At 67.4% G+C, this 19,620-nt stretch carries 16 protein-coding genes and 1 pseudogene; 4 read left to right on the top strand and 13 right to left on the bottom strand.

The annotated features are described in order from the left end of the window. Nucleotides 1-212 precede the first annotated feature (212 nt). Both tyrS and JIM95_RS09645 read right to left on the bottom strand, forming a co-directional pair. Nucleotides 213-1,487 carry a tyrosine--tRNA ligase gene (tyrS, locus tag JIM95_RS09650; RefSeq protein WP_200259414.1) on the bottom strand — a complete coding sequence of 425 codons (1,275 nt, stop codon included), beginning with the start codon at nt 1,485-1,487 and terminating at the stop codon, nt 213-215. A gap of 41 nt (nt 1,488-1,528) precedes the next feature. Then, nucleotides 1,529-1,708: a Trm112 family protein gene (locus JIM95_RS09645; RefSeq protein WP_200259411.1), complete on the bottom strand. Its 180-nt coding sequence runs from the start codon at nt 1,706-1,708 to the stop codon at nt 1,529-1,531. Nucleotides 1,709-1,868: 160 nt separating this feature from the next. Between JIM95_RS09645 and JIM95_RS11595 the strand changes: the two are divergent. The 3 genes and pseudogenes from JIM95_RS11595 to JIM95_RS09635 form a co-directional block, all read left to right on the top strand. After that, a pseudogene (locus JIM95_RS11595) lies at nt 1,869-1,970 on the top strand (hypothetical protein); the annotation flags it as partial. A gap of 58 nt (nt 1,971-2,028) precedes the next feature. After that, entirely contained in the window at nt 2,029-2,643 is a 615-nt protein-coding gene (locus tag JIM95_RS09640) for an SDR family NAD(P)-dependent oxidoreductase (RefSeq protein ID WP_248113736.1), read from the top strand. A 64-nt stretch (nt 2,644-2,707) separates the two neighbouring features. After that, on the top strand, nt 2,708-3,874 hold the full coding sequence (locus JIM95_RS09635; RefSeq protein WP_200259408.1) for a pyridoxal phosphate-dependent aminotransferase: 1,167 nt from the start codon (nt 2,708-2,710) through the stop codon (nt 3,872-3,874). A 45-nt stretch (nt 3,875-3,919) separates the two neighbouring features. Here JIM95_RS09635 and argH read toward each other — a convergent pair whose 3' ends face one another. From argH to argC, 8 genes are all read right to left on the bottom strand, one after another. Next, nucleotides 3,920-5,353, bottom strand: coding sequence for an argininosuccinate lyase (gene argH, locus JIM95_RS09630; protein WP_200259405.1), 1,434 nt, complete (start codon nt 5,351-5,353; stop codon nt 3,920-3,922). A gap of 175 nt (nt 5,354-5,528) precedes the next feature. Continuing rightward, the gene (locus tag JIM95_RS09625) at nt 5,529-6,731 is read right to left on the bottom strand and encodes an argininosuccinate synthase (RefSeq protein ID WP_200259402.1); all 1,203 of its coding nucleotides are present in this window, start codon (nt 6,729-6,731) and stop codon (nt 5,529-5,531) included. Between the two features lie 309 nt (nt 6,732-7,040). After that, a complete protein-coding gene (locus tag JIM95_RS09620; RefSeq protein ID WP_200259399.1) occupies nt 7,041-7,523 on the bottom strand; it encodes an arginine repressor in 483 nt (160 codons plus the stop codon). Continuing rightward, nucleotides 7,520-8,491, bottom strand: a complete 972-nt coding sequence (gene argF / locus JIM95_RS09615; RefSeq protein ID WP_200259396.1) for an ornithine carbamoyltransferase — start codon at nt 8,489-8,491, stop codon at nt 7,520-7,522. Before argF ends, JIM95_RS09620 begins: the two co-directional genes overlap by 4 nt. Nucleotides 8,492-8,498: 7 nt before the next feature. Continuing rightward, the gene (locus JIM95_RS09610) at nt 8,499-9,740 is read right to left on the bottom strand and encodes an acetylornithine transaminase (protein ID WP_200259393.1); all 1,242 of its coding nucleotides are present in this window, start codon (nt 9,738-9,740) and stop codon (nt 8,499-8,501) included. Beyond that, nucleotides 9,737-10,678, bottom strand: a complete 942-nt coding sequence (gene argB, locus JIM95_RS09605) for an acetylglutamate kinase (protein WP_200259390.1) — start codon at nt 10,676-10,678, stop codon at nt 9,737-9,739. Before argB ends, JIM95_RS09610 begins: the two co-directional genes overlap by 4 nt. Nucleotides 10,679-10,737: 59 nt before the next feature. After that, nucleotides 10,738-11,910 (bottom strand): bifunctional glutamate N-acetyltransferase/amino-acid acetyltransferase ArgJ, encoded by a 1,173-nt coding sequence (gene argJ, locus JIM95_RS09600; protein WP_200259387.1) that lies wholly within the window; start codon nt 11,908-11,910, stop codon nt 10,738-10,740. A gap of 54 nt (nt 11,911-11,964) precedes the next feature. After that, complete coding sequence (argC, locus tag JIM95_RS09595) at nt 11,965-13,008, bottom strand: N-acetyl-gamma-glutamyl-phosphate reductase (RefSeq protein WP_200259384.1); 1,044 nt, start codon at nt 13,006-13,008, stop codon at nt 11,965-11,967. Nucleotides 13,009-13,208: 200 nt separating this feature from the next. On the opposite strand from argC, the gene JIM95_RS09590 reads away from it, so the two are divergent. Next, a complete protein-coding gene (locus JIM95_RS09590) occupies nt 13,209-14,504 on the top strand; it encodes a hypothetical protein (RefSeq protein ID WP_200259381.1) in 1,296 nt (431 codons plus the stop codon). A 46-nt stretch (nt 14,505-14,550) separates the two neighbouring features. Here JIM95_RS09590 and JIM95_RS09585 read toward each other — a convergent pair whose 3' ends face one another. The 3 genes from JIM95_RS09585 to pheS all read right to left on the bottom strand — a co-directional run bounded on the left by JIM95_RS09585 (nt 14,551) and on the right by pheS (nt 19,444). Next, nucleotides 14,551-15,678 (bottom strand): PTS sugar transporter subunit IIC, encoded by a 1,128-nt coding sequence (locus JIM95_RS09585; RefSeq protein ID WP_200259378.1) that lies wholly within the window; start codon nt 15,676-15,678, stop codon nt 14,551-14,553. A gap of 150 nt (nt 15,679-15,828) precedes the next feature. Next, a complete protein-coding gene (pheT, locus tag JIM95_RS09580; protein WP_200259375.1) occupies nt 15,829-18,351 on the bottom strand; it encodes a phenylalanine--tRNA ligase subunit beta in 2,523 nt (840 codons plus the stop codon). 55 nt (nt 18,352-18,406) lie between these two features. After that, complete coding sequence (gene pheS / locus JIM95_RS09575) at nt 18,407-19,444, bottom strand: phenylalanine--tRNA ligase subunit alpha (RefSeq protein ID WP_200259372.1); 1,038 nt, start codon at nt 19,442-19,444, stop codon at nt 18,407-18,409. Nucleotides 19,445-19,620: the final 176 nt, after the last annotated feature.

Here is a 19,620-nt window from a genome sequence, read left to right as displayed (position 1 = left end):
GCCGCGCTGACTCGAATCAATCTACACACACCACCCGAAACACGCAAAACACCAGGACATCGACGATATTCGCGCTCCACACCCGGCGTTGTCCCGGGTTCCTCCGTCGCACGACGGTCCTCCCCCTCCGACGAAACCCCGGGAGAAACAAATTCCCCCTCGCCACCGAAGTACGGCGGGACGAGGGGGATGAGACGGGAGTGAACGTTCGGTTACGCCGGAGTTGTGAAGTGCGCGCCCGCGAAGTTCTTCTTGCCACGACGCAGCACGATCCAGCTCCCGTGAAGGAGATCAGATTCGGTGGGCTGCCACTCCTCATCCGGGATCCGGACGTTGTTGGCGTAGGCACCCCCCTCCCGGATGGACCGGCGCGCGGCGCCCTTCGATTCGGCGAGCCCGGTCGCGACAAGGAGATCGACGATCGTACGCGGTGCATCAGCGTCGATCTCGGCGACCGTGGTCTCCGAGACCGCGCCTTCGAGGGTGCGCTCGTCGAGATCAGCGAGCTCGGCTCTCCCGAACAGTGCCTGGGCCGCCAGTTCGACGGCTTCGGTCGCGTCAGCACCGTGAACGAGGGTCGTCATCTCCCGGGCGAGGCGCCGCTGTGCCTCACGCTTGTGCGGACGTTCGCTCACCTCGATCTCGAGCGCGTCGAGCTCCTCCTTGTCGAGGAAGGTGAACCAGCGCAGGAACTTGACGACGTCCGCGTCATTGGTGTTGAAGAAGTACTGGTACCAGCTGTAGGGGCTGGTCATCTCGGGATCCAGCCACAGCTTGCCGCCACCGGTGGACTTCCCGAACTTGTTGCCCTCGCTGTCGGTGACCAGGGGAACGGTCAACGCGTGGACGGTGGCACCGTTGACGCGACGGTTGAGATCGACCCCGGAGACGATGTTGCCCCACTGGTCGCCGCCGCCGATCTGCAGGACACACCCGTGGCTGCGGTTGAGCTGGACGTAGTCGTTGGCCTGAAGCAGCATGTAGGAGAACTCGGTGTAGGAGATGCCGTCTGAGTCGAGACGCCGCCTGACCGTGTCACGATTCAGCATCGTGTTCAGGGAGAAGTGCTTGCCGACGTCCCGGAGGAAGTCGACGACGCTGAGGTTCGTCGTCCATTCCGCGTTGTTGACCATGACCGCGGCGTTGTCGCCCTCGAAGTCGATGAAGCGGGCGAGCTGTTTCTGGATCCGCTCCAGGTTGCCCGCGACCGTCTCCTCGGTGAGCATGGAGCGTTCACCGACGTCACGGGGATCGCCGATCATGCCCGTCGCACCACCTGCGAGAGCGACCGGACGGTGTCCGGCCCGCTGGAACCGGCGAAGGAGGAGAAGTGGGACGAGGTGTCCGGCGTGCAGCGAGGGGCCGGTCGGATCGAAGCCACAGTAGAGGGAGATCGGGGACTCGGTTTCTTCACGGAGCTTGTCGAGGTCGGTGGACTGGTTGATCAGGCCACGCCAGCTCAGTTCGTCAATGATGTTCATCGTCAATTCCTCTTCGTTGGGAGACTGCTCGGAAAGGTGTCGGTGGGTCAGTCGGCGGACGGCCAGGGAACCGCCTCGTCAATGAGAAGCACGGGGATGTCGTCGTCGATGCGGTAGGCGAGACCGAGCCTCCTGTTGACGAGCAGCTGGTCGTCCTCGAGATACTCCAGCGGCCCCTTGTCCTTCGGACAGGCGAGCACATCAAGCAACTTCGGATCGATACTCATGGGCACCGATCCTACCCGGGGGTACGGGTGCGTCAGCACCGTGCCCCGGTGATACATCCTGGACACGGTGGGGCACGGAGCTACCGACCGTGGCACCACACCACGATTCGCGGGTAGAAAGGTCGCAACGGATTCAGGTGAACGGGAGAAAAGACTGAATATGGGCGCACAGACGGGTCGGAACTCAGACGGGATCGACCGGAAGGTCGCGGTGATCACGGGAGCGGGTGACGGGATCGGGAGGGCGATCGCACTGAAACTCGCACAGGACGGTGTCGCGGTCGTGGTCAGCGACATCAACGACGGGAAGGGGGCGTGCGGTGGTCGCGGAAATCTCGGACCACGGCGGTACGGCCAGCTTCATCCACGTCAACGCGGGAAGTGTCGAGGACAACGAGGCTCTCGTCACGTTCGCTCTCGACGCCTACGGGCGCCTCGACTACGCGGTGAATAACGCCGGTCTGGGTGCTCCCCCGCACAAGCTCGCCGAGATCGACGACGCCGCATTCAACCGCGCCATCGACGTGACCCTCCGGGGTACGTTCTACGGACTACGGGCCCAGCTCGCACACATGAATGAGCGGGGTTCCGGTGCGATCGTCAACATCGCGTCGATCGGGGGGTTACGGCCGTCCAGGCTCCTGTCCCCCTACATCTCGGCGAAGCACGGGGTCGTCGGCATGACCCAGACCGCCGCACTCGACTACGCGGCAGAGGGGATCAGGGTCAACGCGGTCGCGCCCGGGCCGATCCGCACCGCCGCACTCGAGAGTCTCCCGGCTGACCGTCTCCGCGAGGAGGAGGGGAAGGTTCCCCTGCAGCGTCTGGGCGAGCCAGGGGACATCGCGGAGGCTGTGGCGTGGCTTCTCTCAGACGAGGCCGCCTTCGTCACGGGTGTGGTACTCCCGCTCGACGGTGGCGCGAGCCTCACCTGACCGGTCCGTGCCGGCGGGGAGAGCCGGTACCCGTGAACCGGGCACCGGACTAGACTTGGCGCCCATGTCACGCCTCGTATCCCGACTCAGTCACTTTCCCGAGACCATCTTCGCCACGATGACCACCCTGGCCGTCGAGAGGGGAGCGGTGAATCTCGGTCAGGGATTCCCGGACGAGGACGGGCCCCGGTCGATGCTCGAGGAGGCCGTACGGCAGATCCGCGCGGGCAACAACCAGTATCCGCCCGGACGCGGTTTCGCCGGGCTCCGCGCCGCGGTTGCCGCGGACCGCCGGCGGAGTTACGGACACAGCCTCGACCCGGCCACCGAGGTACTGGTCACCGTCGGTGCGACCGAGGCCATCTCCGCGACGGTGCTCGCGCTCGTGGAGCCCGGCAGCGAGGTGGTGGTGATCGAGCCGTACTACGACGCGTACGCGGCCGCGGTCGCGCTCGCCGGCGCGACCCTGGTCCCGGTTCCTCTGCTGCTCGACGCCGGCAGCGACACCGGTTGGCGGCTGGATCACGCCGCGCTCCGCGCAGCGGTGGGCGCGAATACGGCGATGATCATCATCAACACACCGCACAACCCGACCGGGCACGTGTTCGGCGCCGACGATCTGGAGGTCGTCGCGGATCTCGCGCGGCGGCACGATCTTCTGGTCCTGGCGGACGAGGTCTACGAGAAGCTCCTCTACGACGGCCGCAGGCACTCCCCCATCGCCCTGCTACCGGGTATGCGGGAACGCACGGTGACCGTCTCCTCAGCCGCGAAGTGCCTCAACGTCACCGGTTGGAAGACCGGCTGGGCGATGTCAACTCCGGAGATCATCGACGCCGTGACGAAGGCGAAGCAGTTCCTGACGTTCGTCGGGGTCGGTCACGTCCAGCCCGCTGTCGCACACGCCCTGGAAAATGAACAGGCCTGGATGGAACGGCTCCGCGGTGACATGCAGCGGCGCCGCGACCTGCTCATGGAGGGGCTCGACCGGGCCGGCTTCGACGTCAAGGCCTGCGCCGGTGGCTACTTCGTCATCGCGGACGCCGGCCCCCTCGGGGTCACGGATGCCACGGACTTCTGCACCGGGGATCTCATCGACCGGGGAGTGGTCGGGATCCCGGTGTCCGCGTTCGCCACGAGCGGAGACTCGGGACACCTCGATCCCCTGGTCCGGTTCGCCTTCTGCAAGCGGGAGGACCTGATCCGGGACGCCGTCGCGCGTCTGGTCTGAGACCTCGGCGGAGACGCCCCGGCGCCCGGTGGACCAGGGATCCGGTCAGCCCCGGACCGGGGTCTGGGCCCAGGTGCGGAAGCGGGCGGACCGGTCGGCGACCCGCTCACGCTGTTCGATGACGCGCACACCGGCGGTGCCGCCACGCGTCGCGCGTGAGGCGACCGCGCCCTCGACCGTGAGGACCTTCCGGACCTCGGGGGTGAGACGCGGATCGACACCGGTGAGCTCGTCATCGGTCAGTTCGTCCAGGCCGACACCTCGGGCCTCGGCGATACGGACGCAGGCACCGGACGCCTCGTGGGCCTCACGGAACGGAACCCCCTGGCGGACCATCCACTCGGCCAGGTCGGTGGCGAGGGTGAACCCCGCGGGGGCCAGTTCCGCCATCCTCTCCGGGTGGAAGGTGAGGGTGGAGACGAGACCCGTCATCGCGGGCAGCAGGAGGTTGAGCTGCGCGACGGAGTCGACGATGGGTTCCTTGTCCTCCTGCAGGTCGCGGTTGTAGGCGAGCGGCTGCGCCTTGAGTGTCGCCATCAGTCCGGTGAGGTTGCCGATGAGGCGACCGGTCTTGCCCCGCGTCAGCTCGGCGACGTCCGGGTTCTTCTTCTGCGGCATGATCGATGAGCCGGTCGACCAGGCGTCATCGAGCGTGACGTACCCGTACTCGGGGGTGCACCAGTAGATGACCTCCTCGGCCAACCGGGACATGTCGACGGAGATCTGAGCGAGCACGAACGCCGTCTCGGAGGCGAAGTCGCGGGAGGAGGTGCCGTCGATGGAGTTGTCCGCCGCCGAGTCGAAGCCGAGCTCCTCGGCGATCGCCTCGGGGTTGAGGGTCAGGGAGGACCCGGCGAGGGCACCGGAGCCGTAGGGGGAGACCGCGAGACGCTTGTCCAGGTCGCGGATGCGGTCGACGTCGCGGAGCAGGGGCTGTGCGTGCGCGAGCAGCTGATGCGCGAGGAGCACGGGCTGTGCGGCCTGCGAGTGTGTCTTGCCCGGCATGATGGCGTCAGGGTGCGCCTCGGCCTGGCCCACGAGGGCGTCGACGAGATCGGTGACGCCGAGAGCGATGTCCCGGACGGCGTCCCGGACCCACATGCGGAACAGTGTCGCGACCTGGTCGTTGCGGGAACGACCGGCACGGAGCCGACCGCCGACCGCGGGACCGACGATGTCGATGAGCCCCCGTTCCATGGCCCCGTGAACGTCCTCGTCGGTGGGTTCGGGTCCGAACTCCCCGGAGGCGACCTTCTCCCCCAGTTCGTCGAGGCCGGCGAGCATGGTCTCCAGATCGGCGTCCGACAGGAGCCCCGCGGAATTGAGAACCTTTGCGTGGGCCTTGCTGGCCAGCACGTCGTAGGGGGCGAGCACCCAGTCGAAGTGGGTGGACACGCTCAGTGCGAACATCGCCTCGGAGGGACCTCCGGAGAAACGGCCGCCCCAGAGGGCACCCTCGTTTGTCTTGTGCTGTTCCACGGTTATCGTCGGCTCCTTCGGGAGTGGCTTACTTCTTCGGTTCTCTTCTGGTGTGCTGCGTTGTCGCGCGGTGGCCCACGGAGTCATCGGTCACGGCGAAAACCCCTCCATCGATGGCGCCGTGCCCGGTTCGGGTGACGTCATCGGTGGAAGGGCGCGTGCATGACCGTGGATTCTACTTGCCGGCCTCGCGGTCGCGGCGGCAGGCGATCTTCGAGGACAGGCCGTGCAGCTCGACGAAGCCACGGGCGAGGGTCTGATCGAAGGTGTCACCCGTGTCGTAGGTGGCCAGGTTGAAGTCGTAGAGGCTCGACTCGGAGCGGCGACCGTTGACGGTCACCCGGCCTCCGTGCAGGACGACCCGGATGTCACCGGTGACGTTCTCCTGGGTGGACTCGATGAAGGCGTCGAGGGAACGCTTCAACGGGGCGAACCAGAGACCGTCGTAGACCTCCTCGGACCAGCGGGCGTCGATGAGCCGCTTGTAGCGGGCGAGTTCACGCTCGACGGTGACGTCCTCGAGCGCCTGGTGCGCGGTGATGAGGACCATCGCGCCGGGGGCTTCGTAGACCTCTCGGGACTTGATGCCGACGAGGCGGTCCTCCACCATGTCGAGCCGACCGACACCCTGGGCGCCGCCGCGGCGGTTGAGCTCCTCGATGGCCTCGAGGACGGTGACCTTCTTGCCGTCGATGGCGACCGGGACACCGTTCTCGAAGGAGATGATGAGCTCGTCGGGGGCGTTGCCCATCGCCGGGTCCTCGGTGTAGGCGTAGAGATCCTTCGTCGGCGGGTTCCAGAGATCCTCGAGGAAGCCGGTTTCGACGGCGCGACCCCAGACGTTCTGGTCGATGGAGAACGGCGACTTGGTGGACTGTTCGATCGGGAGGTTGATCTCCTCGGCGAAGGCGATCGCCTTGTCCCGGGTCCATGCGAAGTCCCGCGCGGGGGCGATGATCTTCAGGTCGGGGTTCATGTCGGCGAAACCGACCTCGAAACGGACCTGGTCGTTGCCCTTACCGGTGCAGCCGTGGGCGACGTGGGTTCCGCCGTGCTCCTCGGCGGCCTCGACGAGGTGCTTGACGATCAGCGGGCGGGAGATGGCGGAGACCAGCGGGTACTGCTTCATGTACATGCCGTTGGCCTTGATGGTCGGCAGGCAGTACTCCTCGGCGAACTCGTCCTTGGCGTCGACGACGACCGCCTCGACGGCGCCGCAGTCGAGGGCACGCTGACGCACGCTCTCCATGTCCTCGCCGCCCTGGCCGAGGTCGAGTGCCACGGCCACGACCTCACCGCCGGTCATCTTGGCCAGGTACGGGATGGCCACCGAGGTGTCGAGGCCGCCGGAATAGGCGAGAACTACGCGATCAGTCATGTCTTCTCCTTGAGAGGTGCTTCATCGTTTGTATTGTGGGTTCTACCAGCGGCAATCACGATGCCTCCGGGTAACTCATGTGTGCACCACACACTAACAGTGCGGATGGCGCGGGTGCAGCAGGTGCGGTGCGTGAAAACCGGGCGCCGCTGTCCGACAACCGCAACTCTAGACGGTTTATTCATTCAAATGCAAATTATGCAGACACCGTCCGTCCGGCGCCCAGTCCTCCGTGTCGACGTACGCCGCGGGCTCGCCATCACCCGGCCGGGCGGGCGTGACCACCGGCGCGGTGGCGTTCGGGCGGCATCAGCGTCGTTCGAACATCTCACCGAGCTGTTTACCCGTGAGGGGTTCCCGCGCGATGACGAAGATCGTGTCGTCCCCCGCGATACAGCCGACGACCTCGTCCATCTGGACCCGGTCGATGAAACTAGCCAGGTACTGGGCGGCACCCGGCGGGGTACGCAGCACGGCGGTGTTCCCCGAGGAGTCGACGCTCACGAGGAGATCCTCCAGCATCCGGCGGAGCTTCTCCGCCGGCCCGCGCATCTGCTCGGTGAGCGGAGCCTCCGCGGGACCGATCGTGTAGAAGGCCCTCCCCCCGTCGGGCCGGACCTTCTTCGCACCGAGCTCATCGAGGTCCCGCGAGAGTGTCGCCTGCGTGATGTCGATGCCGTCATCGAGCAGCAGCTCGGAGAGCTGGACCTGGGAGGAGACGCGGTACTTCTCCAGGATCTCCACGATCCGCCCCTGTCTCGCGGCTCGGGTCGCCGGTGCGGGCCGACTCATCGTGCCGCACCACCGGGCTGGTGCTCCAACAGCCACGCCATCAGGGCCTTCTGGGCGTGCAGGCGGTTCTCCGCCTCGTCGAACACCACGGACTGCGGTCCGTCGATGACCTCGGCGTTGACCTCATTTCCCCGGTAGGCGGGCAGACAGTGGAGGAAGATCGCGTCGGAGGCGGCCCGGGCCATCACGGCGTCATCGACCTGGTAGGGGCGGAACACCGCGACGCGGTCGATGCCGTCGTTCTCCTGTCCCATGGACACCCAGGTGTCCGTGATGACGATGTCCGCACCGTCCACCCCGTCGAGACTGTCGGTGACGACGATCCGGGCACCGGTCTCCTCCCCGATGGCGCGTGCACGATCGACGAAGCGCTGCTCGGGCTGGAAGCCCTCGGGCGCGACGATCGTCATGTTCACCCCGGCCGTCGCGAAGCCGATCAGGTAGGAGTTCGCCATGTTGTTGGCCCCGTCCCCGATGTACACGGCGCTCCTACCGCGGATCCCCGCCGGGCCCTGTTCGGGCGCGAGTTTTTCGATGCAGGTCTGGAGGTCCGCGAGGATCTGGCACGGGTGCAGGTCATCGGAGAGCCCGTTGATGATCGGGACCGTCGCGGTCTCCGCCATGGCGAGCAGGTTGTCGTGGGCGTAGGTGCGCCACACGATCATGGAGACGAACCTGGAGAGCACCGCTCCGGTGTCCTGGTAGGTCTCCCCCTTCCCCATCTGCGTCTTGTCGGCCACAGCGACGATGGCGTTGCCGCCGAGCGCGGCGATACCGGCGTCGAAGGAGAAGCGGGTGCGGGTCGAGGTCTTGTCGAAGAGCACGGCGACGGACTGCGGACCGGCCAGCGGCTTGCGTGAGTACGGGTCAGCCTTGAGTTCGGCGGCGAGGGTGAGGACCTCCGCCTGCTCGGCCGGGGTGAGGTCATCGTCGGCGAGGAAGTGCCGGACGTTCGGTGTGGTGGTCATGTGTCTCCTACCCTTCGTTGTTCTGCGTGGCTGTCCGGGCCTGCGCCCGGGTCTCGGCGAGAACGGCGCCGATGCGCCGTGCCGCGTCGTCGAGCTGCTCCGCGGTGATCACGAGCGGCGGGGTTATGCGGATGACGCTGTCCGACGGGGCGTTGAGGATCAGCCCGTGCCCGAGTCCGACCGTGACAGCCTTCTTCGCCACCGGCTCGTCGAGAACGAGGCCCAGCATGAGGCCGCGTCCCCGGACCTCGTCGACGCCGTCGACCGCCTTCATCGCCGCCGTGAAGTGGGCGCCCTTGTCCTGGACATCGGCGATGAAGTCCTCGTCGATCGTGTCCAGCACCGCGAGCGCCGCGGCACAGGACACCGGGTTTCCACCGAAGGTGGTGCCGTGGCTTCCCACACCGAACAGGGATGCGGCCCTCCCGTGCGCGAGGCAGGCACCGATGGGCAGTCCCGCCCCCAGTCCCTTGGCCATGGTGACGACGTCGGGCAGGATGCCCTCGTGGGCGTGGGCGAAGAAGTTCCCGGTCCGACCGACGCCCGTCTGCACCTCGTCGACGATGAACAGGATGCCGTGCTCGTCGCAGAGTTCCCGCACCGCGGCGAGATAGCCGTCCGGGGCGGGGATCACGCCCGTCTCGCCCTGGATCGGTTCGAGGATGATCGCCGCGGTGTCCGTCGGGTTGACGCCGACGAGCTTCCGCAGGTAGTCGATGTCGCCGTAGGGGAAGAACTCCACCCCTCCCGGCAGGGGCTCGAAGGCGGTGCGCTTGTCCGGCTGACCGGTCAGCGCCAGGGATCCCATGGTCCGGCCGTGGAATCCGTGCTCCGCCGCCAGTACCCGCCGCTTCCCGGTCAGTCGGGCGAGCTTGAAGGCGGCCTCGTTCGCCTCGGCACCGGAGTTGCAGAAGAACACGCGGGTCGATTCCGCGACCGCTGCGTCACCGTTAGCGAAACGTTCCTTCAGCTTCTCCGCCACCTCGACCACCGGACGGGACGCGAAGAGGTTGGACACGTGGGCGAACCGGCGGATCTGCTGTTCGACGGCCTCGATCACGGCCGGATGCGCGTGTCCGAGGGAGTTCACCGCGATACCCGCGAGCAGGTCGAGGTAGACGGTCCCGTCGGCGGCGGTGACCTCCGCACCGTCACCCGAGACGAGATCGAGCGCCGGGGCGTAGGTATTCATCAGCGCGTCGGGCCACCGGCCGAGGGCGTCGTAGTTGTCGATCCTGGATTCGTTCATGGTTTGACCTTCTGGAACTCGGTGGGGGCTGGGTAGTCGTCTCGGGAGTAGGTGTCCGGAAGGACCATTGTGCCGATTCCGCCCTCGGTGAGCAGCTCGAGCAGCACGGAGTGCGCGACACGACCGTCGATGACGTGCGCGGCGTGGACGCCCTGCCGGACCGCGTTGAGGCAGGACTCCATCTTCGGGATCATGCCTGCGTCGAGGGACGGGAGGAGATCGGAGAGGTCGCCGACGGAGATCTTGCTGACCATCGAGGAGGTGTCCGGCCAGTCGGTGTAGAGACCCGGGACGTTCGTGAGGATGATCAGGCGTTCCGCACCGATGGCGCTGGCGAGCGCCCCCGCCGCGGTGTCCGCGTTGATGTTGTGGACCTGTCCGTCCTCGTCCGGGGCGATCGTGGAGACCACCGGGATCCGACCGGCGTCGATGATGTCCATGAGTGAGGAGGCGTCGACGTGCGTGATGTCACCCACCAGGCCGATGTCGGTGAGTTCACCGCCGACCTCGACGAGGCGGCGCTCCGCGGTGAATAGCCCCGCGTCCTCACCCGAGCAGCCGACCGCATAGGGGCCGTGGCAGTTGATCAGGCCGACGAGATCCCGGCCGACCTGCCCGAACAGAACCATGCGGACGATCTCCATCACCTCGGGGGTGGTGACCCGGAATCCACCGCGGAACTCCCCCTCGATACCGAGCTTCTGCAGCATGGCGTTGATCTGGGGGCCACCGCCGTGGACGACGACGGGTTTCGCGCCGACGGTCCGGAGGAAGACCATGTCGGCCGCGAAGGCGGCGCGGAGATCCTCGTCGATCATGGCGTTTCCGCCGTACTTGACCACGACGATCTTGTCGCGGAAGTGCTTGAGCCAGGGCAGCGCCTCGGCGAGCACGTTGGCCCGTACCTCGGGTGTGATGTCCTTCAGCATGTCGTTCATGTCTCGTCCCGGTTTCTGGGGTGTCGTGGAGGGGTCTTCGCGCCGGTGGCGGAGACCGTCTAGGTGGAGTACGCGGAGTTGATCTCGACGTAGGCGTGGGACAGGTCGGTGGTGCGCAGGGTCGCGGTGCCGGGCCCACCGGTGCCGAGATCCACGGTGACGTCGATGTCGCGGCCGGAGAGGTCGACGTCCCGGGCGCCGGGCGCACCGCATGAATCAAGGCAGACGGGTTGACCGTTGAAGTGGACGGAGATGTGCTCAGGGTCCATGTCGGCGTCCGCCATGCCCACTGCGGCGAGCACCCTGCCCCAGTTCGGGTCGGAGCCGAACATCGCGCACTTGAAAAGCGGGTCACGGCAGAGGGTGCGGGCCGCGTTGGCGGCCTGGGTGTCGTCCGTGGTCCCGGTGACGGTGACGGCTACGCGCTTGGTGACGCCCTCCGCATCCGACTGGAGCTGCTTGGACAGGTCCGTGCACACCCGCAGGACAACCTCGTTGAGATCCTTCTGATCCGGGGTGACACCGGACGCCCCGGAGACCAGGAGGATGACGGTGTCGTTGGTGGAGGTCGAGCCGTCGATGTCCAGGCAGTCGAACGTCACCGCGGTCGCGGCACGCAGTGCCGTGTCGGCCATCTCGTGGGTGACCGCAGCGTCGGTGGTCAGGCAGACGAGCATCGTCGCAAGAGAGGGAGCCATCATACCCACGCCCTTGGCCATCCCGCCGACCGTGTATCCGGCACCGTGGGCGACCGATTCCTTGACGATGGTGTCGGTGGTCATGATCGCCTCGGCGGCTGCCCCACCGTTGTCACCGTCATTCACGGTGAGTCCGTCGACGAGTTTGTCCACGCCGGCGAGCACGATGTCCATCGGCAGCGGTTCCCCGATGAGCCCGGTGGAGCAGGCCGCGACGTCCCCCGGCTCGACCCCCAGCGACTCCGCGACGCGTTCGATCGTAGCCGTCGCGTCGGCCTCTCCCCTGGATCCGTTGCAGGCGTTGGCGTTGCCGGAATTGTAGACGACGGCCCTGAGACGGCCGTCGGCGACGTTGGCGCGGCTGATCTTCACCGGCGCGGCGACGATCCGGTTCCGGGTGAACAGGGCCGCCGCCGTGAGGTCGGGCCCCTCGTTGACGATGAGGGCCATGTCGGGCTTGCCCGACGCCTTGATTCCGGCGGTCGTGGCGGCGGCTGAGAATCCTTCGGGGGCGGTGATTCCGGTGTCAGACATTGGGTACTTCCTGGGCGTTGGTGATCGGTGGGGTGACGGTACGGCTGCGGTGGATCAGGGGGCCACCCCGCATCGGGGCAGGCCCGCGGTCTCGTCCAGCCCGAGGGCGAGATTCATGCACTGGACCGCGGCACCGGCGGTGCCCTTGGTCAGGTTGTCGATGGCGCTGGTGACCAGCAGGCGGCCGGCATCATCGTCTACCTCGACCTGGACCTGACACATGTTCGAACCCAGCACGTTCTGTGTCTGGGGCTGGGTCCCCTCCGGAAGCAGCTGGATGAAGGGCTCGTCAGCGTAGGCGTCGCGGTACGCGGCACGTGCGTCCGCGGCGGTGACTCCCTCAACCAGCGGGGCTGACGCCGTGGTGAGGATGCCCCGGGGAAGCGGCGCGAGGACCGGGGTGAAGGACACCGTGACCGGGGATTGACTGTGGAGACGGAGATTCCTTGCGATCTCCGGGGTGTGCCGGTGCCTTCCCGCGGTGTTGTAGGCCTTCAGCGATCCCATGGTCTCGCTACCGAGCAGCCCGACGGAGGCCTTCTTTCCGCCGCCGGAGACTCCGGTGACGGAGACGATCGCGATGTCCGGGATGATGAGGCCGGCGGCGACCGCCGGAAGCAGGGCCAGCGTGGCTCCGGTGGGGAAACAACCGGGGACGGCGACGCGCTTCGTTCCCCGCAGCAGCTCCCTGTTCCCCGGCATCTCCGGGATGCCGTAGGGCCAGGTGCCCGCGTGTTTCGACCCGTACCACCGTTCCCAGTCGCCGGCGTCGTCGAGCCGGAAGTCGGCGGCGCAGTCGATCACCACGACATCGGGACCGAGCTGTTCGGCGATCTCCGCGGAGTGTCCGTGGGGCAGACCGAGGAACACGACGTCGTGCCCGGCCAGTTCCTCGGCGGTCGTCGGTGCGATGACCCGGTCCGCGAGATCGGGTAGGTGGGGCATGAGCTCGCCGACGGTGCTACCGGCGGTGGAGGCACCGGTCAACGCTCCGATCCGCAGTCCGCCGTTCCCGTATTCGGGGTGTCCGAGGAGGATCCTCAGGATCTCTCCTCCGGCGTATCCGCTGGCACCTGCGACTGCAACTGTGACTGACATGGATGCAACCATATCATTTATGCGCCCTTATGCAAATTATGCATTCCCTCGTTGGTCACCACCTCCGTTCCCCCCGCGTAGGACGGAGTCGCTCCCCTGCGGCGTGGGGAACCCTAGAATCGGCGGTAGCAGCTCCGCATCCGCCCCGGTACCACCCGGTGTCACTCCGCACCGGCGGTACCACCCACCCGGAGGAAACCATGTTGACGACAAGACGGACCACCGGCAGGCTCCCCCGACTGGCACTGTCCGCCGTGCTGACTGCGGGAGCCCTCACCGCGTGCGGGGGAGATCCGTCCCCCGAGCCGCCGACCCGCACCGAAGTGTCACCGGCACCGACCCGCCGGGCCGCGGACACGATCGAGGCCCCGGTCCGACAGCCGACCGGGGATGAACTCCGGTGGAGATCCCGGATTCCCGACGGTGAGTACGTCACCGCGGTCTGTCAGGGGTACAGCGAACTCCAGTTCACCAATTTCAAGGCTGAGGAAGGGATCGCCCCGGAAGTGATCGCGGGCGACCTCAGGCGGGCCATCACATCATTCCGGACGGCCACCTCGACCCTGCCGGAACCGGCGAACGAGGTCATCGCCCGCTCCGGCGACGACCTCGCATCGAGATTCGACCGCATCGAGCCGATGGTCTCCCCGGACGCGTCTCCGGCACAGATGGCGGAGGCCCTCCCACTCCTCACCGGCCACCCGGAGATAAAGGGCATCTACTACGACTTCGGCACGGAGGTGGGTAATCTGCCACCGGAACAGGACGCAGCAGCCAGACGGATCCCGGCCTGCTCCCACGTCTTCCGGGACTACGACAAGGTTCTGGACGACCGTGTCGTGCTGCCCCTCGCGGATGCAGCGGTCAGACTGCAACAGGCAAGGGACGGCTGGGCCATCGCCATGGAGGAGGCCGGCATGCTCCGGAAGGATCCATCGGCCGAAACCGTCACCGATTACCCGAGATCGGAGGGGGAACCGCTCATCCCCATCCTGCCACCGGATCCCGACGAACTGGGGCCGCCCAAGGAGTACTCCTTCGCTCTCGCCGACAGGGACCCGGAGAGGTGGCGTGCCGTATCCGATTCCATGATCGAGGGAGCGGACATCCTGGACACCTGGGAGAACACCGCGACGGACCCGATCGAGTTCGACGCGGCACAGGAGGTGGTCGTCTACCGGGAGAACCTGAAGTACGCCCTCTACGACGCCGCTGCGGCACTGAGCGAAGCCGCGGACCGGGCGGACAGGATCCTCGACGACACCGGCACGGATCTCTCCGGAAAGCTGGACGCGCTCACGGCGTTCGACGATGACGTCGACGCCCGCATCAGGAACGTGGAACTGATGGCCAGGATGCTGCTCAAGCTGACGCTCGAAAAAGCCGGCCTCATGACACAGGAGGCGGTGGAAAGCGCGGTCAAACTACAGAACAGGGAGGACGTGGGGCAGAAGATTCTCGAGGATTTCGACGAGGACCTGAGGGAGATTCTCTGAATCGGTGTCCTGGCCGGCGACACCGCAACCGGCGGCCGGGGCACTATCAGGAGGCCGGAACCCCCGCCGCGACGGCCTCCGAGTTCGCGGTTCCCCGGGTCTTCTCCGGTCGTTCGAGCGCCATGTCGCCGGGACGGATCCAGCCGGCCCGTCTCATTGCCTCGGAGATCAGGAGCGTCACCAGTGCGGGACCGACGATGTTCAGTCCGAGGATCATCAGCGTGAGGGACACCGCACCGTGGTCGGGTGACATGACACTCCAGGTCATGAGCTGGCCGACGAGGCCCGAGGTCCCCATGCCCGACCCGGCCGGGTTGTTCTCCATCGCGAACACGGTCGTGGCGATCGGCCCCAGGATCGCTGAGGCGATGATGGGTGGCAGCCAGATCACCGGACGCCGGACGATGTTCGGCATCTGGAGCATCGAGGTGCCCAGCCCCTGGGACACCAGACCCGCCCAGCGGTTCTCCCGCCAGCTGGCGACCGCGAAACCGACCATCTGGCAGCAGCAGCCCACGGTGGCGGCACCCGCCGCCAGTCCCGACAATCCGAGGATGATGCCGAGGGCCGCCGATGAGATCGGCAGGGTCAGGCAGATGCCCATGATCACGGCGACGAGAATGCCCATCAGGAACGGCTGCCGCTGGGCGGACCAGTTGATCATCTCCCCCAGCGCCGTCATGAACTCGGAGATCGTCGGGCCGATGAGTAGACCGACCGCCGAACCCGAACAGATGGTCACCAGCGGGGTGACGAGGATGTCGACGGGCGTCCGCCCGGACACGAACAACCCGCACTCGACCGCGATGAAAGCGGCGATGAACGCCCCCAGCGGCTCCCCCGGACCGAGGAGCTGGAAGGACAGGCCGTCGACGACCCCTCCCCCGAGAATCTTGCCCGCGTGGGCACCGACCATGCCCGCGACGCCGGTACCCGCGATGACGAAGGTCGACGCCGAGAGCCGGTGGGCGACACCGATGCCGATACCGAATCCGGTCAGCACCGAGGCGACGGATCCGGTGACGACGAGGAACTCGCCGATGGTCCCCGGAACGTGCCGGCCCAGCTGGACCATGATCGTTCCCACGATGAGGGTGGCGAACAACCCGAAGGCCATGCCGGTCAGTGCATCAACGAAGAACAGGGACGCCCATCTGCGTATCAGTCGGTTCACAGCAGCTGACTTTAGTGAGTTCAGCGCAAAACCGGAACTATACGGGCATCGTGGGAGCCAGCCGCCACCCCCGACATACACCTCTCCCACCCCGATCGAGAAAGCGGCCCGGCCCCATCGCGGGGGCCGGGCCGTCGGAATAGGTGCGGATCAAGCGCGGATCGTGGCGCCGTGCTCCCGACCCGCCGCGTCGGCCGCGGCGAGCCGCGCCGCTGAACACTCGTCGTCGGTCAGCGTACGGTCGGTGGCCCGGAACCGCAGTGCGAACGCCAGCGACTTCCGGTTCTCGCCGAGGCTCTCCGAGCGGTAGACGTCGAAGAGCTCGACGCTCTCGATCAGCTCCCCCGCCGCCGACAGCAGAGTCCGGCGCACGTCCTCCGCCGGAACGTCCTCGTCCACCACGAGTGCGATGTCCTGCATCAGCGCCGGGAACGGGGACAGCACCGGCGCCGGTGTCGAGGGAGCGAACGGCAGTGCCGTGACGTCCAGCTCCATCGCGCACGTGCGCGCGGGCAGGCCCGCACGCTCCAGGATCTGCGGATGCAGCTCACCGGCGTACCCGACGACGGTTCCGTCGACACTCAGCGCAGCGCACCGGCCCGGGTGCCAGGGAAGCTGTTCGGCGGCCGAGACCTCGAGCTCGACGTCGGCGGCTCGGGCGACGATGCGTGCCGACTCCACCGAGTCAGCCCACGTGTAGGCGCGGGCGGACCCCAGCGGACCCGCGGCCTCGATGTCGCCGGCACCGACGGTGGCGACGTGCAGCGGCTGCGCGGGCAGCGAGGCGAGGAGTTCCCCGACAGCCTGATCCGAGGGACGGCTCCGGACGTCGGGCATCGGTGAACGGTCGACCTCTCCAGCCACCGTGACCTGCTCGACCCCGTAGAGCGAGACGTCGCGCTGCCCCCTGGCGGCGTTGCGCCGCACGGCGTCCAGCATGTTCGGCAGCAGGGTCGTGCCGAGGACGGAGCGGTCGGCCTCGAGCGGGTTGAGCACCGCGACGGTCCGCCGCCTGGGATCGTCCGCGTCGAGCCCCCAGACGTCGAAGACGTCGGCCTCGGTGAACGGGCTCGGGAGGATCTCGGTGTAGCCGTTGTAGGCGAGGGCGTGACCGATCGCGCGGCGACGCCGCTGTGCGGGGGTCAGGCCGCGGCCGGCCGGGGCGGTGGGGACAACCGAGGGGATGTCCTCCAGTCCCTCGAGGCGCAGCACCTCCTCCACGAGGTCCGCGTCCATCGTGATGTCGGGGCGCCACGTCGGGGGTGTGACCCTGAGGACGTCACCGTCGCGGTCGACAGCGCATCCGACCTCCTCGAGACGGGAGATGACGGTGTCGTGGCTGATGTCCATCCCCGCGATACGCGCGGGGCGGTTGACGTCCATCCGTACCGTCGGCATGGCGGGGACGTCACCGACCAGGGTCCGCCCGGAGTCCACGGAGCCTCCGGCGATCCGGGCCAGCAGATGGGCCGCGACGTCGAGCGCGACCTCGACGAGAGCGGGATCGACCCCCCGCTCAAATCGGCGCGAGGCCTCACTGGACAACCGGTGCCTGCGGGAGGTCCGGGCGACGGTGATCGGGTCCCAGTTCGCGGCCTCCAGATAGACGTCAGAGGTGTCGTCGCTGATCTCGGAGGAGGCTCCGCCCATGACACCCGCCAGTGAGAGCACACCCGAATCGTCGGCGATGACGACGTCCTCCGGGTCGAGGGTGCGCGTCACGTCATCGAGGGTCTCGAGCTTCTCCCCCTTTTCCGCGCGGCGCACGACGAGCGTGTCACCGGTGATCCGGGCCGCGTCGAAGGCGTGCATCGGCTGACCGAACAGCATCATCACGTAGTTGGTCACGTCGGTGGCGGCGTTCACCGGCCGCTGGCCGCAGAGCATCAGCTCCCGCTGCATCCACAGCGGAGACTCGGCTCCGGCCGCGGTCCCCGTGACCCGGCGCAGTCCGAACCGGACGGCTTTCGTGTCCGGGCGGAGATCGACGGTCAGCAGCTCGCCGTCGGGGGTGTCCACCGGGACATCGACGCCCGCGACGCCCGGGTCACGTACCGGGTCGGTGAACGTGAGGCCGAAGGCGCTGGCGATCTCCCGGGCCAGTCCCCGTGCGGAGAGCGCGTAGCCACGGTCCGGGGTGACGTTGACGTCGAAGACCGTGTCACCGAGTCCCATGACCTCGCGCGCATCGGAACCGAGCTCGTGGTCCCCGTCGGCCGGGAGGGTGATGATCCCCTTGTTCTGTTGGGCGGTGAGCCCGAGTTCAGCGGCGGAACAGATCATGCCCGCGGACATCCGCCCGTAGGTCTCACGCGCGGCGATCTCGAAGTTGCCCGGGAGTACGCAGCCGGGAAGGGACACGACGACGTAGTCTCCCTCGCTGAAATTGCGGGCGCCGCAGACGATCGACTGCAGCTCCCCGGTTCCGTTGGCGTCACCGACGTTGACGTGGCAGTGCCGGATGGGCTTCTTGAATCCGGTGAGTTCCTCGATCGACTCCACCCGGCCGATGACGAGCGGACCTGTGGTTTCGGGGATGGCGGAGAAGCCTTCGGTCTCGAAACCGACACGGACGAAGCCGCTGTCGAGTTCAGTGTCGGTGACCGACCAGTCCGACTGGGATCCATCGGCGGAGCGCAGCAGCCGGGTGACCCAGTTCTTGGCGATGAGCATGTGGGGTTCTCCTGGGGGTTGAAAGCGGTGGTGAAAAGCGGGAGGGAAGGGTCGGTCAGACCTGTACGCCGAAGGGCTGGGTGAAGCGGATGTCGCCCTCGACCATGTCACGCATGTCGGACAGTCCGTTGCGGAACTGGAGGGTGCGCTCCAGCCCCATCCCGAAGGCGAAGCCGGTGAACTCCTCCGGGTCGATACCGGCGGCCCGCAGGACGTTGGGGTTGACCATGCCGCAGCCACCCCACTCGATCCAGCCGGCGCCGCCCTTCTTGTTCGGGAACCAGACGTCGACCTCTGCGGAGGGCTCGGTGAAGGGGAAGTAGTTGGCACGCATCCGCGTCCGGGTGTCCGGCCCGAACAGGGTTCGGGCGAGGTGATCGAGCGTCCCACGGAGGTGCGCCATGGTCAGGCCGCGGTCGACGGCCAGGCCCTCGATCTGGTGGAACACGGGGGTGTGCGTCGCATCGAGCTCATCCGTCCGGAACACCCGTCCCGGGCACGCGATGTAGATCGGTACATCACGGGACAGCATGGTCCGCATCTGCACCGGTGAGGTGTGTGTCCGCAGCACCTGGGAGGAGCCCTCGGGCGCGATGTGGAAGGTGTCCTGCAGGGTGCGGGCCGGATGGTCGGGCAGGAAATTCAGGGAGTCGAAGTTGAAGTACTCGGCCTCCACCTCGGGGCCGTCGGCGATCTCCCAGCCCATGCCCACGAAGATGTCGGCGATCTGTTCGCTCAGGGTGGTGATCGGGTGCATCGCACCCGGCTGTGTCCGCCCGGTGGGCAGCGTGACGTCGACCCGCTCGGCGACGAGCACCTCGGCGTTGCGCTTCTCCTCGAGCCGGGTCTTCGCTTCGGCGAACGCCTTCTCCACCCGTCCCCGGGCCATGTTGACGAGCCGGCCCGCATCCTTGCGCTGATCCTTGGGGATCGATCCGAGCGAGCGGCGTGCCTGGGGAATCGGTGCATCGTCGCCGAGATGAGAGCGCCGGACGACGGCGAGCTCCTCGAGTGAGTCGGCGGCGGCGAACGCGGCGATCGCCTCCTCGGCCGCTTGATTGAGGCTGGCTTCGGTCAGCTGGCTGTCAGTCACCGGGGCTCTGACTCCTTCTGGGTCTGGTGGATCGATCGGTTGTTCGGTGGAGGGATGCGGCCACGGCATTCCCGGCACTCCCACCCACGGGTTCCCGGGATCATCCGGGTAACCGTGCTCTGCAGGATCTTACCCGGTCGTGTGACCGTGACGATGTTGCGGGGACCCGTCCCGCG

The organism is Corynebacterium antarcticum (assembly GCF_016595285.2).
GTDB lineage: Bacteria > Actinomycetota > Actinomycetes > Mycobacteriales > Mycobacteriaceae > Corynebacterium > Corynebacterium antarcticum.
Note: the sequence above shows the minus strand (reverse complement) of the source record. Positions and strands in the feature narration are given on the sequence as shown.

Coding starts and splice junctions, on each gene's coding strand:
- JIM95_RS09645 (WP_200259411.1), bottom strand. CDS start 1,708: ATGAGTATCGATCCGAAGTTGCTTGATGTGCTCGCCTGTCCGAAGGAC.
- JIM95_RS09635 (WP_200259408.1), top strand. CDS start 2,708: ATGTCACGCCTCGTATCCCGACTCAGTCACTTTCCCGAGACCATCTTC.
- JIM95_RS09625 (WP_200259402.1), bottom strand. CDS start 6,731: ATGACTGATCGCGTAGTTCTCGCCTATTCCGGCGGCCTCGACACCTCG.
- JIM95_RS09620 (WP_200259399.1), bottom strand. CDS start 7,523: ATGAGTCGGCCCGCACCGGCGACCCGAGCCGCGAGACAGGGGCGGATC.
- argF (WP_200259396.1), bottom strand. CDS start 8,491: ATGACCACCACACCGAACGTCCGGCACTTCCTCGCCGACGATGACCTC.
- JIM95_RS09610 (WP_200259393.1), bottom strand. CDS start 9,740: ATGAACGAATCCAGGATCGACAACTACGACGCCCTCGGCCGGTGGCCC.
- argB (WP_200259390.1), bottom strand. CDS start 10,678: ATGAACGACATGCTGAAGGACATCACACCCGAGGTACGGGCCAACGTG.
- argJ (WP_200259387.1), bottom strand. CDS start 11,910: ATGTCTGACACCGGAATCACCGCCCCCGAAGGATTCTCAGCCGCCGCC.
- argC (WP_200259384.1), bottom strand. CDS start 13,008: ATGTCAGTCACAGTTGCAGTCGCAGGTGCCAGCGGATACGCCGGAGGA.
- JIM95_RS09590 (WP_200259381.1), top strand. CDS start 13,209: ATGTTGACGACAAGACGGACCACCGGCAGGCTCCCCCGACTGGCACTG.
- pheT (WP_200259375.1), bottom strand. CDS start 18,351: ATGCTCATCGCCAAGAACTGGGTCACCCGGCTGCTGCGCTCCGCCGAT.